The sequence below is a fragment of the Pseudomonas sp. GM25 genome (genome assembly GCF_000282255.1).
GTDB classification, from domain to species: Bacteria; Pseudomonadota; Gammaproteobacteria; order Pseudomonadales; family Pseudomonadaceae; genus Aquipseudomonas; species Aquipseudomonas aphyarum.
Map to the genome: position 1 here is coordinate 63,872 of NZ_AKJQ01000046.1, position 15,634 is coordinate 79,505.

11 protein-coding genes are annotated in these 15,634 nt (G+C 62.4%); 3 read left to right on the forward strand and 8 right to left on the reverse strand.

Annotation, left to right across the window (positions count from 1 at the left end):
- Nucleotides 1–42: 42 nt before the first annotated feature.
- The 5 genes from PMI24_RS18665 to speB all read right to left on the reverse strand — a co-directional run bounded on the left by PMI24_RS18665 (nt 43) and on the right by speB (nt 5,260).
- Nucleotides 43–768 carry an MBL fold metallo-hydrolase gene (locus PMI24_RS18665; protein WP_007956578.1) on the reverse strand — a complete coding sequence of 242 codons (726 nt, stop codon included), beginning with the start codon at nt 766–768 and terminating at the stop codon, nt 43–45.
- 82 nt (nt 769–850) lie between these two features.
- Nucleotides 851–2,230: a sodium:solute symporter gene (locus PMI24_RS18670; protein ID WP_007956580.1), complete on the reverse strand. Its 1,380-nt coding sequence runs from the start codon at nt 2,228–2,230 to the stop codon at nt 851–853.
- Nucleotides 2,231–2,309: 79 nt separating this feature from the next.
- Nucleotides 2,310–3,821 carry a purine-cytosine permease family protein gene (locus PMI24_RS18675; protein ID WP_007956582.1) on the reverse strand — a complete coding sequence of 504 codons (1,512 nt, stop codon included), beginning with the start codon at nt 3,819–3,821 and terminating at the stop codon, nt 2,310–2,312.
- Nucleotides 3,822–3,876: 55 nt separating this feature from the next.
- A complete protein-coding gene (locus PMI24_RS18680) occupies nt 3,877–4,299 on the reverse strand; it encodes a YybH family protein (RefSeq protein WP_007956584.1) in 423 nt (140 codons plus the stop codon).
- 10 nt (nt 4,300–4,309) lie between these two features.
- Entirely contained in the window at nt 4,310–5,260 is a 951-nt protein-coding gene (gene speB, locus PMI24_RS18685) for an agmatinase (RefSeq protein ID WP_007956591.1), read from the reverse strand.
- 314 nt (nt 5,261–5,574) lie between these two features.
- Here speB and PMI24_RS18690 point away from each other — a divergent pair, with 314 nt between their 5' ends.
- Entirely contained in the window at nt 5,575–6,468 is an 894-nt protein-coding gene (locus tag PMI24_RS18690) for a LysR family transcriptional regulator (protein ID WP_007956593.1), read from the forward strand.
- A gap of 4 nt (nt 6,469–6,472) precedes the next feature.
- Nucleotides 6,473–7,066: a tRNA-uridine aminocarboxypropyltransferase gene (locus tag PMI24_RS18695; RefSeq protein ID WP_007956596.1), complete on the forward strand. Its 594-nt coding sequence runs from the start codon at nt 6,473–6,475 to the stop codon at nt 7,064–7,066.
- A 145-nt stretch (nt 7,067–7,211) separates the two neighbouring features.
- On the opposite strand, the gene PMI24_RS18700 is transcribed toward PMI24_RS18695, so the two are convergent.
- The 3 genes from PMI24_RS18700 to PMI24_RS18710 all read right to left on the reverse strand — a co-directional run bounded on the left by PMI24_RS18700 (nt 7,212) and on the right by PMI24_RS18710 (nt 12,294).
- Nucleotides 7,212–8,585: an HlyD family type I secretion periplasmic adaptor subunit gene (locus tag PMI24_RS18700; protein WP_007956597.1), complete on the reverse strand. Its 1,374-nt coding sequence runs from the start codon at nt 8,583–8,585 to the stop codon at nt 7,212–7,214.
- Between the two features lie 10 nt (nt 8,586–8,595).
- Nucleotides 8,596–10,755, reverse strand: a complete 2,160-nt coding sequence (locus PMI24_RS18705; RefSeq protein ID WP_007956599.1) for a type I secretion system permease/ATPase — start codon at nt 10,753–10,755, stop codon at nt 8,596–8,598.
- Nucleotides 10,756–10,935: 180 nt separating this feature from the next.
- A complete protein-coding gene (locus PMI24_RS18710; protein ID WP_007956601.1) occupies nt 10,936–12,294 on the reverse strand; it encodes a TolC family outer membrane protein in 1,359 nt (452 codons plus the stop codon).
- 531 nt (nt 12,295–12,825) lie between these two features.
- On the opposite strand from PMI24_RS18710, the gene PMI24_RS18715 reads away from it, so the two are divergent.
- Nucleotides 12,826–15,634: retention module-containing protein (locus PMI24_RS18715; RefSeq protein WP_007956602.1), on the forward strand; the 2,809-nt coding region annotated here is incomplete at its 3' end.

The window sequence follows — 15,634 nt, forward strand, 5'->3', positions numbered from 1 at the left end:
GCAGATCTTTGTGTTGTTAGTCTGACTGAAGTACAGCAGGCCTCAGGCGTGGCGGCGCAACCATTCGTCAATCATCCTGCGCAGATGCTCCCCGGAAAAACTGCCGAAGTGCCCGCCATGCACAGTGCGGATCTCCAAATCCTGCAATCGACGCAGACTGGCGGCGTAGTCATCGAGGTTGGAATGGTAGGCGTCTTCGATCAACGGCCCGTCGTAAATGATGTCGCCGCTGAACAGTGTCTCAGTGGCCGCTTCGTAGAGGCTGATCCCGCCCGGCGAATGCCCCGGCGTGTGCAGCACCTGCAAGGTTCGATTGCCCAGGTCCAGCACATCGCCATCCTCGACAAACCCGGTGGCCGGCGCCGCCTTGACCCGGTATTCGGCGTAGCACAACGGGCAGTCCGGGTGCGCTTCGAACATGTCGTCGCCGACGAAGGCCCGGCTCAGATCATTCTCGCCATCCGGCGCCGCCAGAATATCCGCTTCGGCTGGATGCACCAGCCGTTCGGCAAATTCGTGATGCCCGGCGATGTGGTCGAAATGGCAATGACTGGCCACCGCCATCAACGGCCGCTCGGTCAGCCACGGCAGTTGCTCGCGCAGGCTGACCAGGCCGGAACCGCTGTCGAGCAGCAGATCCTTGTCCCGCCCCTGGACGTGCCACAGGTTGCAGCGATAGAACGGGCGGATGAACGGCTCGTGAATCAGCCGAATGCCGTCGCTCAGGTGCTGCACTTCGAACCACCGATCGCGAGAAACAATCTTCATAAGCACTTTCCTTGAGACGAAAAAAACGGGTGTGGCAACCGACGCCACACCCGCCGAAGAAAGTTGTTGCTACCGCATCAGCTTAGATCGCGCTGGCCACCACGTTTGGGCGACGCGACATCAGGCTGACCACCACAAAACTCACCAGACCCACAGCCAGGCTGTAGTAGATCGGTGTGTTCGCGTCCAGACCATCCTTGAACATGAACAGCAGGGCGGTGGCGAAACCCAGGCCCATGCTGGCGATGGCGCCGGCAGTGGTCGCGCGTTTCCAGAAGATCGCACCGATCAGCGGGATCAGCATGCCGCCCACCAACAGGTTGTAAGCGAGGGTCAGAGCGCTGATCACGTCGTTGACCACCAGCGCGATGCCCAGCACCACGATGCCGGTCAGCAGGGTGAACAGACGGTTCACACCCAGGCTCGACTGTTTGCCGCCACGCAGTTTCGGCAGCAGGTCTTCGGTCAGGGTGGTGGCAGCGGCGAGCAGGCCGGCGCTGGCGGTGGACATCATCGCGGCCAGGGCTGCGGCGATCACCAGACCACGGATGCCGTCCGGCAGCGACAGTTTGACGATCGCGGCGAAGGCGTTGTTGACGTTGTCCAGATCCGGGATCAGCACATGTGCAGCCATGCCGATCAGGGCACAGGCCAGACCGTAGAGGATGCAGTAGATGCCCGCGATGCTACCGGCGTACTGAGCGACTTTGGCGGTCTTGACGGTGAACACCCGTTGCCAGATGTCCTGACCGATCAGGATGCCGAAGAAGTAGATCATGAAGTAGGTGATGATCGTGTCCCAGCCGATGGTGGTGAAGCTGAAGGCGGTAGCCGGCAGTTTCAACACCAGCTCGTCCCAGCCGCCGACGCGGTACAGGCAGATTGGCAACAGGATGAACATCAGGCCGACGGTCTTGATGATGAACTGGACGATGTCGGTCAGGGTCAGCGACCACATGCCGCCGATGGCCGAATACACTACGACCACGCCACCGCCGAGCAGTACCGAGATCCAGAACGGCAGGCCGAACAGCACCTGCAGCACGGTGCCGATCGCGAGAATCGAGGTCACGCCGATCATCAGCGCGTAGGCCAGCATGATTGCCGCGCTCGCCGAGCGGGCCATCGGGTTGTAGCGTTTTTCCAGGACCTGGGTAACGGTGTAGATCTTCAGTTTCAGCAGCGGCTTGGCCAGGAACAGGTTCAGCGCCACGATGCCGCAACCCAGTGCCGCGCACAGCCAGAAACCGGAAATGCCGTGCACGTAGCCCAGGCGGACGGTGCCGACGGTGGACGCGCCACCGAGAACGGTCGCGGCCATGGTGCCCATGTACAGGCTCGGGCCGAGGTTACGCCCGGCAACCAGGAAGTCCTCGTTGGTCTTGGCCTTGCGCATGCCGAAGTAGCCGAGCAAGAGCATGCCGGCGGCGTAGATGAGGACGACGAATAAATCCAAAGCCATGATGGCGTGTCTCCGATTGTCTTTTTTATGGGGTGGAACACTGTGGGAGAAGGCTGACCCCCACAGGCGATTCGTTTATTCAGGCAGCCTGACGCAGCGCCGCTTCAGCTGGCGCATGGGCGCCTTTGCTCCGCGGATCCTTCGGGCCGTAGACCAGCGCCGGTTCCGGGAACAGGCTCAGCAGCATCAGGTACATCACCGAGGCCAGACCGAGGGTCACCAGCAGGCTGATGTCGATGCCGCCGGCCAGTTCACCGAGTGGACCAACGAATTGCCCCGGCAGGTTGACGAAGCACAGGCCGACCGCCGCGCTCGGGATCCACGCACCCAGACCGCGCCAGTTCCAGCCGTGGCTGAACCAGTAGCGTCCGCCTTGTTCGCCGCGAGTGAACACTTGCAGGTCGTCCGGGCAGTAGAAGCCGCGACGCACCACCAGGCCGATGATCATGATCACCATCCACGGGGTGGTGCAGGTGATGATCAGCACCGCGAAGGTCGACACGCTCTGCACCAGGTTCGCCGCGAAGCGCCCGATGAAGATGAAGGCAATCGACAGCACGCCGATCAGCAGCGTCGCCTTGACCCGTGACAGCAGGCGCGGGAATACGCTGGACATGTCCAGCCCGGTGCCATACAGCGAGGTGGTGCCGGTGGACATGCCCCCGATCACCGCAATCAGGCACACCGGCAGGAAGAACCAGCTCGGCGACACCGCCAGCAGACCGCCGACGTAGTTGTTGGCCGCGATGTAGTCCGGCGCCTGGATCGCCACGATGGTCGCGGTGGTCAGGCCGAACAGGAACGGGATGAAGGTGGCGATCTGCGAGAGCACCACCGCCGCCATGATCCGCTGGCGCGAGGTCTCACGCGGGATGTAGCGGGCCCAGTCGCCGAGGAACGCGCCGAAGGAAATCGGGTTGCTCATCGCTACGAGCGCGGCGCCGATGAACGCGGCCCAGAAGCCCGGCTGGCCGAGGCTGACGGTGCCGGCGTAGTGCGAATCGAATGGGCCGGCGAAAGCGAAGATGCCCAGCAGGAACAGCAGGCTCGCACTCCACACCGCGACCTTGTTCACCCACAGCAGGAAGCGGAAGCCGTAGATGCACACGGTCAGCACCAGAATCGCGAACAGACCGTAGGCTAGGCCCAGGGTCAGGTCGGTTTCCGGCAGGCCGATCAGGCGTTTCGCACCACCGATCAACGCATCGCCCGAACTCCACACCGAGAGCGAGAAGAAGGCGATGGCGGTCAGCAGCGACAGGAACGAACCGACGATCCGCCCGTGCACGCCGAAGTGTGCACCGGACGACACGGCATTGTTGGTGCCGTTGAGCGGGCCGAACAGGCCCATCGGTGCGAGGATCAGCGAGCCAAGCAGCACGCCCGAGACAATCGCCCAGACGCCCGCCTGAAAGGACAGGCCGAACAGCACCGGGAAACTGCCGAGCACGGCGGTGGCAAACGTATTCGCGCCGCCAAAGATCATGCGGAACAAATCCACGGGACCGGCGGTGCGTTCGTTGTCCGGGATCTGTTCGACCCCGTGGGTTTCAATCTGCGTAAGGCTTTGGTCTTTGTTGTTGTTATTCATGATCTGCTCCGATCATAAAGGCGCGCTCATCGTGCGTGAGCGTCACCTGTCTTGGCTAAGGGGATGGCAGCCCTTCCGGCATTGCGGACAAATGTTCGTGGCAGGCCAGCCAATGGCCTTGTTGTTCTAGGCTCGACGCTTGTTTTCTGAAAACAATCGTCTCGCGCTCCTGGCTGAAGTGTTGCTCCCCTTGCATGCGCAGCTCGGTGGCCACGTCATGGATGAAAATCGCCACGTCACCCTGCAGGCTGACAAAGGCGTTGCTCGAAGTGCAGGACAGCACCTCGAAGCCATCCTCGGCGCGCCAGCTGTCCCACAACGCCTGATAGGCATCGCGCGACAGCAGGGGCTGTTCGAGGGTGTAGAACACGAAGCTCGCATCGGCGCTGAACGCGCCGAAGTAGGCTTCGCGATCGTTGCGGGCGAAGGCGGACACCAGATCGGCGGCCGCTTTCAGAACCTGATCACGTTCGTTCATGACCCGACCCTCAGCGGTGGACCACGCCCGGCAGTACGCAGAGCATTTCGTACAGCAGGTTGGCGGCCAGCAGCGAGGTGTTGCCGGTGGTGTCATAAGCGGGCGAGACTTCTACCAGATCGCAACCGATCAGGTCGAGGCCCTGGCAGCCGCGAACGATTTCAATCGCCTGAATGGTCGTCAGACCACCGATTTCCGGAGTGCCGGTGCCAGGCGCCCAAGCCGGGTCGATGCCGTCGATGTCGAAACTCAGGTATACCGGGCCGCCACCGACTTTCTCGCGCACTTCGGCCATCAGCGGTTCCAGCGACTTGTGCCAGCACTCTTCGGCCTGAACAACGCGGAAGCCCTGATCGCGGCTCCAGTTGAAGTCGTCAGCGGTGTAACCCTGTGCACGCAGACCAATCTGCACCACGCGGTCACAGTCCAGAAGACCTTCTTCGACGGCGCGACGGAAGGTTGTACCGTGAGCGATCTTCTCGCCGAACATGTGATCGTTGACGTCAGCGTGGGCGTCGATGTGTACCAGACCGACCTTGCCGTGCTTCTTGTGGATGGCACGCAGGATCGGCAGGGTGATGGTGTGGTCGCCACCCAGGGTCATCGGGATCACGTTGTGCTCGAGGATGTTGTCGTAGGCTTCTTCGATGATGCGCACGGCGTCGAGCAGGTTGAAGGTGTTGATCGCCACGTCACCGATGTCGGCAACCGACAGCGAATCGAACGGTGCAGCGCCGGTGGCCATGTTGTACGGGCGGATCATCACCGATTCGGTGCGGATGTCGCGCGGCCCGAAGCGGGTGCCGGGGCGCAGCGAAGTACCGATATCCAGTGGCACGCCAACGAAGGCAGCATCCAGGCCGGCAGCGGTCGGTACATGGGGGAGTCGGAGCATGGTGGCGATGCCGCCGAAGCGCGGCATTTCGTTGCCGCCCAGTGGTTGGTGAAGAATCTTGTCCACGGGTAGGGCCTCATCGTCTTTGTTTTATTTATGTCGGCGCACCGCATTCGCAAGGTCACGGGCACCGCTGTGGGGCCGATTCTGCGAAATGTAGTGATGGGGAAGAATCGCTACGGGCAAATACTTAGTTCAGAAATTTCTAAACTAATGAGAGGGAGATGGATAGACTTCTCGCTGATCGTTTCCACGCTCTGCGTGGGAATGCATCCCGTGACGCTCCGCGTCACAACCGTGAAGCGGACGCAGAGCGTCCAAGGCGGCATTCCCACGCAGAGCGTGGGAACGATCTATGGGGAACGATCCTTGGAGTAGACATGGCCAACGCTTTACCCGACCTGAAACTTTTGCGCATCTTCGTCAGCGTCGTGCGCCATCAGGGGTTTGCCAACGCGCAGCAGGAACTCAACCTGTCGACCTCGGCGATCAGCACCTACATGAGCCAGCTTGAAGCCGCTCTCGGTCTGGTGCTGTGCCATCGCGGGCGCGGTGGTTTCAGCCTGACCAGCAAGGGCGAGCTGTTCCATCAGGAAACCCTGCGCCTGCTGGCCGAGCTCGAAGGTTTCGAGCAATACGCCGCCGCGCTCAAGGGCGAATTGCGTGGCACCCTCAACCTCGGGGTGATCGACTCCACGGTCAGCGACAAGGCCCTGCCGTTCGCCGAAGCCATCGGCGCCTACAGCCAGGAACACCCGGCGGTGCATTTGCATCTGTCGGTGATGAGCCCGTATGAACTGCAACTCGGCGTGCAGGACAACCGCCTCGATCTGGCCATCGGTGCATTCTCCACGCGCATGAGCGGTCTGGTGTACATGCCGCTGTATCGCGAGCAGCACTGGCTGTATTGCAGCAGCCGTCACCCGTTGTTCAACGAGCGGCGGATTCCCGAGCAAGTCATCACACAGCAGCGCATGGTCGGACGCGGTTACTGGAGCCAGGCCGAACTCGCACGCCACGGTTTCAAGCACAGCGCCGCGACCGTGGAAAGTATGGAGGCGCAGCTGATTCTGGTGCTGTCCGGCGCCTACATCGGTTACCTGCCGGAGCACTACGCCCAGGCCTGGGCCGACAAGGGCGATCTGCGGGTGCTGCTGCCGGCGACCTTCGGTTATCAGGCACCGTTTTCCATGATCATGCGCCGGGGCCGCAGCCGCGAGCCGCTGATCCAGACTTTCCGCGATCTGCTCAAAGCGCAGCTCAATCAGGCATAAGACAATGTCCAGACCCCAATGCCCGCGCTGCCTGCGCCCACAAACCCACTGCCTTTGCCCGCTGATCCCCAGCCTCGACAGCCGCACCCGGGTGTTGCTGTTGCAGCACCCGAGCGAGGTCAATCACGCGCTCAACACGGCGCGGTTGGCAGCGCTCGGGTTGAAGAATGCCGAGCTGATTGTCGGCGAAGTGTTCGAGGATCTGCCCGCGCTGCTGAACCGACCGGGGTATCGGGCGCGATTGCTGTTCCCGGCGGACGATGCGCAGCCGATGCAGGCTTACACCGCGTCCGATGAACCGCTGTTGCTGGTGGTGCCGGACGGCACGTGGCGCAAGGCGCGCAAGATGTTGCACCTCAATCCGTTGCTGGCGGCGTTGCCACGGGTGACATTGGCGGAGGGTGGGGTTTCACGGTATCGGCTGCGCAAGGCACCGGGGCCGGGGGCGTTGTCGACGATTGAGGCGATTGTTCAGGCGTTGCAGACACTGGAAGCGCCGGTCTCTTTCGAGCCGTTGCTCAAGCCGTTCGAGGCGTTGATCGAGGGGCAGATTGCGGCGATGGGGGAGGAGACTTTCCTGCGTAATCACGCAAAATGATCGCTGCCTGTCCCGACGCCTTCGCGAGCAAGCTCGCTCCCACAATGTCCCTGTCGAGCACAAAACCTGAGTACGACGCCATACCTGTGGGAGCGAGCTTGCTCGCGATGGGGCCAGATCATTCACCGCAAAGTCCGGATCACCACTAGCGTTCGCGCATCGCCTCGGTCCGGGCCTTCAGCACCGGTTTGAGCAGGTAATCCAGCACGCTTTTCTCCCCGGTGATAATGTCCACCGTCGCCACCATCCCCGGAATGATCAGCAACGGTTTCACATCCCCGCCCAAATGGTTTTTGTCGGTACGCACCTGGATCAGGTAGAAGCTGTTGCCCTTGTCGTCGGTGATGGTGTCGGCGCCGATCAGCTCAAGTTTGGCGCTGAGCCCGCCGTAGATCGTGTAGTCGTAGGCGCTGAACTTGACCATGGCTTTCTGGCCCGGATGCAGGAACGCAACGTCCTGCGGCCGGACCTTGGCTTCGATCAACAGGTTGTCTTCCAGCGGCACGATTTCCACCATGTCGCTGCCCGGCTGCACCACGCCGCCGATGGTGTTGACCTTCATCTGCTTGATCACCCCACGCACTGGCGAAGTCACGGTGGTGCGGCTGACGCGGTCGTCGATGGCGATGCTCGACGCGGTGATTTTCGACAGGTCGGTGCGTTTCTCGTTGAGCTCCTTGGCCGCTTCGGAGCGGAAGGTCTGTTCCGATTCGTCGATCTTGCTCTTGATCTCGTTGATCGCCGATTCGGCCCGGGGAATGGCGAGCGTCGTGGCATTCAACGAGCCACGAATTTCCACTGCGCTACGACGCAGGCGGAGGATCTCCACGGGCGATACCGCGCCGGTTTTCACCAGCGGTTCCGACATGTTCATTTCCTGTTGCAGCAGCGCCAGGCTGGAACTGTATTGCCCCTGTTTCGAACGAAACTCCGCCAGTTCCTGCGCCTTCTGCCGCAGCTGTTCGCTGAGGGTGCGTTGCTCGCTGGCCAGCCGCCGTTGCCGCTGCTCGTACAGCGAGCGCTCGTCCTCGGCGACTTGCGGGGCCTTGGCAATCACCTCGTCCGAGAGCTTGAACGGCCGGCCCTCGGCCTCGGCGGACAAGCGTTCGACCTGCGCGGTCAGGGCATAACGATCGGCCTCGCTTTCACCCTTGTTCGACAGAAACCGCGTGTCATCCAGACGCAGCAAGGTGTCGCCCTTGCTGACCATCTGCCCTTCACGCACAAAGATCTCGGTGACGATCCCGCCCTCGAGGTTCTGGATCACCTGAACCTTGCTCGACGGAATCGCCTTGCCTTCGCCCATGGTCACTTCCTGGAGCACCGCGAACTTGGCCCAGACCAGCGCACTGATCAGCAGCGCCGCCGCCAGCCACACGGTGATGCGCGACCAGCGCGGCGAATCCTGCAACGAGGCGCCGGCGGTTTCCGGCATGAATTCGGCTTCGGCGCTTTTACCGAAACTGTCGAAGTAGCCACGGGACTTAGCATTTGAATCAGAGCCGGAGGAAGCAGACATGGGGCAACTCCTAGACCGCCGCCGAGCCGACCCGGCCCTTGCGCAGTGCATCGATGACCGCTTCTTTCGGACCGTCGGCGACGATCCGGCCGTTGTCCAGCACCAGCAACCGGTCCACCAGGCTCAGCATCGAGGTGCGGTGGGTGACCAGCAACAAGGTTTTGCCCTGCACCCAGCCGTGCAGCTTCTGGCGCAGGACGTCTTCGCTGCTGTTGTCCATGGCGCTGGTGGGTTCGTCGAGCAGCATGATCGGCGGGTCGAGCAACAGCGCCCGCGCCAGCAACACCGCCTGGCGCTGTCCGCCGGAGAGCAATTGCCCGCGCTCGCCCACCGGCCGGTCGAAGCCTTGCGGATGCTGTCGGGCCAGCTCGGTGACGCCGGTCAGTTCGGCCACTTCAAGCATCCGCGAATCGCTGATGTAGCGAGCGCCGAGGGTCAGGTTGTCACGCAGGCTGCCGGCCAGCAGCGGCAGGTCGTGGGCGACGTAACCGATCTGCTGACGCAGGTCGGCGACATCCAGTTGCCGCAGGTCGAGGCCGTCGAGCAGCAACTGGCCTTCTTCCGGTTCGTAGAAGCCCATCACCAGCCGCGCCAGGGTGCTTTTGCCGGAACCGCTGCGGCCGATGATGCCGATCCGTTCGCCGGGTTTGACGCTGAAGCTGACGTTGCTCAGGGCCGGGGCGTTCTGGCCGTTGTAGTGGAAAGTCACGGCGTTGGCATCCAGCGCGCCTTGCAGTTGCGTGCGCTCCAGCGGCCGCTGTTTGCCGTCGCGCTCCTGAGGCAGGGACATCAGCGCGTCGGTGCTTTTCATGGTCAGTTGCGCTTGCTGGTAACGAGTGATCAGCCCGGCGATCTGGCCCAGCGGCGCGAGCACGCGGCTGCCGAGCATGTAACTGGCGACCAGCGCGCCGACGCTGAGGTTGCCGGCGATGATGCTGTAAACCCCGGCCACAATCGTCGCCATCCCCGAAAACTGCTGGATGAACAGTGTGCCGTTGGTGGCCAGCGCCGAGAGATTACGGGCGTGGCTGTCGAGGCGGGTGAGGGCGCCGTGGGTGCTTTCCCATTTGTGCTGGCGCTCGCTTTCGGCGCTGCACGCCTTGAGGGTTTCCAGGCCGCCGAGGGTTTCGATCAGCAATGCCTGACGCTCGGCGCCGAGGCTCAGGCTTTTCTGCACGGTGTCACGCAGACGGGCCTGAATGATCATCGCGAACACGATCGTGATCGGAAACGCCAGCAGCGGAATCACCACCAGCCAGCCACCGAGCAGGCCGATCACCACCAGCATCAACACCACGAAAGGCAGGTCGATCAGGCTGGTCAGGGTCACGGCGGTGAGAAATTCCCGCAGGCCCTGAAAATCGTGAATGCTCTGGGCGAATCCGCCGATGGTCGCCGGCCGGGCCTTCATCGACATGCCGGTGATGCGCTCGAACAAAGTGGCGGAAAGGATCACGTCGGTTTTCTTGCCGGCGGTGTCCAGCAGGTGCGCACGCACCACCCGCAGCACCAGTTCGAAACCAGTGCCGATCAGCAACCCGATCGACAGCACCCACAACGTTGAGGTGGCCTGGTTCGGCACCACGCGGTCGTAGGTCTGCATGACGAACAGCGGCACCATCAGGCCCAGCAGGTTGATCAGGAAACTGGCGAGTATCGCGTCGCTGTACAGCCATTTCGACAGCTTCAGGGTGTCGCGAAACCACGCCTGCACCCGTGGCACCAACGGTGAGCGCAGGTCTTCCAGTTCATGCCGTGGCCGGGCGAACAACGCCTGGCCACTGTAGTGTTCGGTGAGCTCTTCACGGCTGACCCATTGCTCGCCGCCGTCGGCTTCACTGGGCAGGATCAGCGCCTTGCCGTCTTCGGCAAATCGCCGCAGCACCGCCGTGCGCCCGTTGCCCAGCAGCAACAGCACCGGCAGGTTCAGCGGTGAAATGTCTTTGAGTTCACGGCGCAGCAAGCGCGCCTGCAACCCGGCCCGGGCTGCGGCGCGGGGCAGCAGGTCCAGGCTCAGGCGTTGTTTGTCCAGGGGCAGCCCGGCGCTCAGGCTGGCGCGACTGACCGTCGCGCCATGGAGTTTGCAGAGGATCAACAGACCGTCGAGCAACGGGTCATCGAAGCTCAGCCGCGGATCGATCCCGGTGTTACCGGGTTGCATGCTGGTCATATTGATCGCTCCCCTGGCACTACTTCAGTTGATCGTTCCCACGTCGAGGCGTCGAACCGTCCGCGTGGGAATGCCTCTAGGGACGCTCTGCGTCCAGTGACGCGGAGCGTCACGGGCTGCATTCCCACGCGGAGCGTGGGAACGATCAGATCACAGCTTTCGGCAGCTCCGGCAGAGTGGTTATTTCAGCTCGGGCAAGCGTGCTTCGTTCTTCACCTCGGTCGCGGCAATCGCATCGGCCGGCAGCACGACCCGCTGTTTGTTCAACAACTGGCCCATGTTCGCCAGCACGCGGTACATCGAATATTCCTCGGTGTAGCGGATTTCGGTGTAGCGACGGTTGGCGTTGTACAGCTCGTTTTCACTGTCGAGCAGGTCGAGCAGGGTGCGTTGGCCGAGGCCGAACTGATCCTGATACGCGGCGCGCACACGCTTGGTGGTCTCGGCGTATTCGCGGGCGGTCGGGGTCTGTTTCTTGGCGTTGACCATGGCGTTCCAGGCCAGGTGAATGTTCTCGTTGAGCTGGCGCAGGGCGTTGTTGCGGATGTCCATCGCCTGATTGATCTGGTGCGCATCGGAGGCCAGTCGCGCCTTGTCGCTGCCGCCACGGAACAGGTTGTAGTTCATCACCACGCCGACCCGCCATTCGTTGTCGTGGCCTTCGTCGCCCTGCACGTTGTTGTTGGCGCCGACTGCCGCTTCGGCATCGAAGCGTGGGTAGAACGGCGACTTGGCGACTTCGTACTGGCTCTCGGCCGATTGCACGTCAGCCTGGGCGGATTTCAGGTACGGGTTGTTCTCGACCATGCTCTGCTGGGCTTCGGGCAGGGTGGCGGGCAACTCGCCACGGGTCGAGGCGGGGGTTTCCAGTTCATCCGGCATACGCCCGACCACGCTGTAGAAGTTCGATTCGGCGTCGGCCAGATCGACTTCGGCGGTGTCGAGGTTGTTCTGCGCCAGCGCCTTACGGGCGACCGATTGATCGGAGTCGGCAGTGCTGCCCACGCCGCGCTCGGTACGCAGGCCGATCTGGTCGTTGACGCGCAAGTGCGCCTGCAGGTTGTTCCTGGCCAGGGTCACCAGTTCACGGCGCTTGAGCACTTCGAGGTAGACCTCGATGGTGCGCAGGGCCAGGTCCTGGGCGGTGCCTTGCGCGTAATAGGCGCGCGAGTTGGAAACGCCCTTGGTGCGCTCGACTTCGTTTGCGGTGTTGAAACCGTCGAACAGCATCTGCCGCAGACGCAGCTCGGACTGGGTGTAATTGAGGATTTCGGTGTGGTGGTTACCAAAGGCCCGGGTGTTGGTGTTGTCGCTGTAGCCGCGCCCGTAAGCAGCGTTCAGATCCACCGACGGATAGAAGCCGCCCTTGGCGACTTTCACTTGTTCATCAGCTGACAGGCGCGCGTCCACGCGCGAGGCAAGTTCCGGGTGGGTGGCGATGGTGCTCTGGATCGCTTCGGTGAGGTTCATGGCCTGGGCTTGGGAAGTGCAAGCCATGGCCAGCAAAACCGCGCTGCAGAGGGGGGTTAGTACGCGCATGGGTGCATCTCCCTGAGTCCTGATGGTGTTCCGCTGTCGCCAATTTATTGACGATATTTTTAGTAGAAAGCGTTTCATGCCTGTAACAACAGAGCTAAGAACATTCTGAAGCGTAGCTAAGAAAAAATTTTCATATGGGTTATGCCAAAAAAAACTTATGCGGTTCGCCAAATCCAGCACATTGTTCCACTCGAAAGCCTTTGTTTTATGCGCTTTAGGGAGCACAGAAAGGCTTGAGGAAAGTTCCACTCACTTTGCGACATACGGCGAAGTACTGCTAAAGGGGAGGGACGCGTAGCGGCTGATGAGCGACAGTTTTTTGTCACTCTGGTGATTCACCACCGTTACGTAGCGTTAGTGGGCCTGCTGCATCGAACAGAGATTCCAAGTGCTTGATGGCGCTGGAGTTTCTGGATTTGCGCAACCTGCGAAACGAACTGTCGAGGTGCGAGCGTCGCCCCGACAACCCGCTTGAGCCATGGGCTGCTTCGCGAACCAGCGCCGACGGTGGTCGGCAGCGGAGGAATGCACATGGCAACGCTCATCGGGATCGTCACTAAAGTCATTGGTCAGGTTTTCGCTCAATCGGCAGACGGCATTCGCCGCCCATTGGTCGAAGGCGATCGGCTGTTTGCAGGGGATCAATTGATCACCGGGGCGGAGGGGGCGGTTGCCGTCCATCTGCAAAATGGCCAGGAACTGACCCTCGGTCGGGACAGCAGCCTGACCATGACCGGGCAGTTGCTCGCCGATCAGGCCGCCCACGTCAATGCCCCGGAAGCGGTGACCCCGAGCGAGTCGCAACTGACCGACGTCGAACAGATCCAGAAAGCCATTGCCGCCGGCGATGACCCGACCAAAACCGCCGAAGCGACAGCGGCCGGCCCCGGAGCAACCGGTGGCGCGCCCGGTGGCCTGGGTGGTGGCCACAGTTTTGTGTTGCTGACCGAAGTGGCGGGCCGGGTCGATCCGGTCATCGGTTTCCCGACCGCCGGTTTCAACGGCATTCCCGAGTTTCCCGAAGAGCGGCATAACGCCGTGATCGACAACGGTGACGGCCAGGCCGCCCCGATTGTTCCGCCACCACCACCGGTCAACAACCCGGTGACCCTCGGCGGCCTGTCCGTACCCGGCGGTGAACTGACCCTCAACGAAGCCAATCTGCCCGACGGTTCCGCCGCCAACCCTGGCGCGCTGACCCAGACCGGCAGCTTCACGGTGTCGGCGCCGGACGGCCTGAGCAGCCTGAGTATCGGCGGCATCAACGTGATCGTCGGTGGCGTGCCGATCGGTTTCCCGCAATCGATCACCACGCAACTGGGCAACACCCTGACCATCACCGGCTACAACCCGGCCACCGGCACGGTCAGCTACAGCTACACCCTCAACGGCAACGAAACCCACGCGGCGGGCGACGGTGCCAATAACCTCAGCGAACAATTCACCGTGATCGCCGGCGACAGCAATGGCGACACCGCCACCGGCACGCTGGACGTCAACATCACCGACGACGTGCCCAAGGCTGCCGATGACACCAATCCGAACACCGCCTCGGAAACCCTGCTGACCCTGACCGGCAACGTCCTGCCGAACGACACCCAAGGCGCCGACCGGATCCCTGTCGGCCCCAACAGTGGCCCGGTGGTCGGCGGCACCTTCACCGGTACTTACGGCACCCTGGTGCTGAATGCCAACGGCACTTACACCTACACGCTGAACACCAGCGATGCCGACTTCAAAGCCTTGCACGGTGGTGGCAGCGGCACCGAGACCTTCACCTACACCCTGCGCGATGCCGACGGCGACACCAGCACCGCGAACCTCGTTTTGCAGATCCACAACAACGACGATCCGGTGGTCATCAACGGGTTGAACGTCGAGGGCGGTGAGCTCACCGTCTATGAGAAAAACCTTGGCGACGGCAGCGCCCCGGACTCGGGAGCCCTGACCCAGAGCGGCACGTTTACCATCACCGCGCTCGACGGTGTTACCACGCTGACCATCGGCGGCATCGCCGTGGTCACCAACGGTGTGGCCGCAGGCTTCCCGCAATCGGTAACCACGCCACTGGGCAGCACGCTGACCATCACCGGCTTCAACGCTGCAACCGGCGTCGTCAGCTACAGCTACACCCTGGTCGACAACGAAGCGCATCCGAACGCCAACGGCGCCAACGTACTGAACGAGCAATTCGCCGTGACCGTGGTCGATGACAACGGCACCACCGCCAACGCGACGCTGGACGTAAACATCGTCGACGACCTGCCAAAAGGCGTGGACGACAGCAACGCCGGCATCGCCTCGGAATCCAACCTCACCTTGAGTGGCAACGTCCTGACCAACGACGTGCAGGGCGCCGACCGCGTGCCTGTCGGCGAAAACGCCGGCCCGATCACCGCCGGCACGTTCACCGGGACTTACGGGACATTGGTGCTGAATGCCAACGGCACGTACACCTACACGCTGAACACCAACGATGCAGACTTCAAAAGCCTGCACGGCGGCGGCAACGGCACTGAAACCTTCACCTACACCATCACCGATGCCGACGGCGACACCAGCACCGCGAACCTCGTCCTGCAGATCCACAACAACGACGATCCGGTGATCATCAACGGCCTCGACGTGAACGGCGGCGAACTCACCGTCTACGAAAAAAATCTCGGTGACGGCAGCAGCCCCGATGCTCCAGCCCTGACCCAGAGCGGCACATTCACCATCACCGCGCTGGACGGCGTTACCACGCTGACCATCGGCGGCATCGCCGTGGTCACCAACGGTGTGGCCGCAGGCTTCCCACAATCGGTGACCACGCCACTGGGCAGCACGCTGACCATTACCGGCTTCAACGCCGCCACTGGCGTCGTCAGCTACAGCTACACCCTGGTCGACAACGAGGCGCATCCAACCGCCAACGGCGCCAACGTGCTCAACGAGCAATTCGCCGTGACCGTGGTCGACGACAACGGCACCACCGCCAACGCGACGCTGGACGTGAACATCGTCGACGACCTGCCAAAAGGCGTGGATGACAGCAATGCGGGCACCGCTTCGGAAACCAATCTGACCTTGAGCGGCAACGTCCTGACCAACGACGTGCAAGGCGCCGACCGCGTGCCTGTCGGCGAAAATGCCGGCCCGATCACCGCCGGCACTTTCACCGGGACTTACGGCACTCTGGTGCTGAACGCCAACGGCACTTATACCTACACGCTCAACACCAGCGACGCCGATTTCAAAGCGCTGCACGGCGGCGGCAACGGCACCGAGACCTTCACCTACACCATCACCGATGCCGACGGCGATACCAGCACCGCCAACCTCGTCCTGCAGATCCACA

Coding starts and splice junctions, on each gene's coding strand:
- PMI24_RS18665 (WP_007956578.1), bottom strand. CDS start 768: ATGAAGATTGTTTCTCGCGATCGGTGGTTCGAAGTGCAGCACCTGAGC.
- PMI24_RS18670 (WP_007956580.1), bottom strand. CDS start 2,230: ATGGCTTTGGATTTATTCGTCGTCCTCATCTACGCCGCCGGCATGCTC.
- PMI24_RS18675 (WP_007956582.1), bottom strand. CDS start 3,821: ATGAATAACAACAACAAAGACCAAAGCCTTACGCAGATTGAAACCCAC.
- PMI24_RS18680 (WP_007956584.1), bottom strand. CDS start 4,299: ATGAACGAACGTGATCAGGTTCTGAAAGCGGCCGCCGATCTGGTGTCC.
- PMI24_RS18690 (WP_007956593.1), top strand. CDS start 5,575: ATGGCCAACGCTTTACCCGACCTGAAACTTTTGCGCATCTTCGTCAGC.
- PMI24_RS18695 (WP_007956596.1), top strand. CDS start 6,473: ATGTCCAGACCCCAATGCCCGCGCTGCCTGCGCCCACAAACCCACTGC.
- PMI24_RS18700 (WP_007956597.1), bottom strand. CDS start 8,585: ATGTCTGCTTCCTCCGGCTCTGATTCAAATGCTAAGTCCCGTGGCTAC.
- PMI24_RS18705 (WP_007956599.1), bottom strand. CDS start 10,755: ATGACCAGCATGCAACCCGGTAACACCGGGATCGATCCGCGGCTGAGC.
- PMI24_RS18710 (WP_007956601.1), bottom strand. CDS start 12,294: ATGCGCGTACTAACCCCCCTCTGCAGCGCGGTTTTGCTGGCCATGGCT.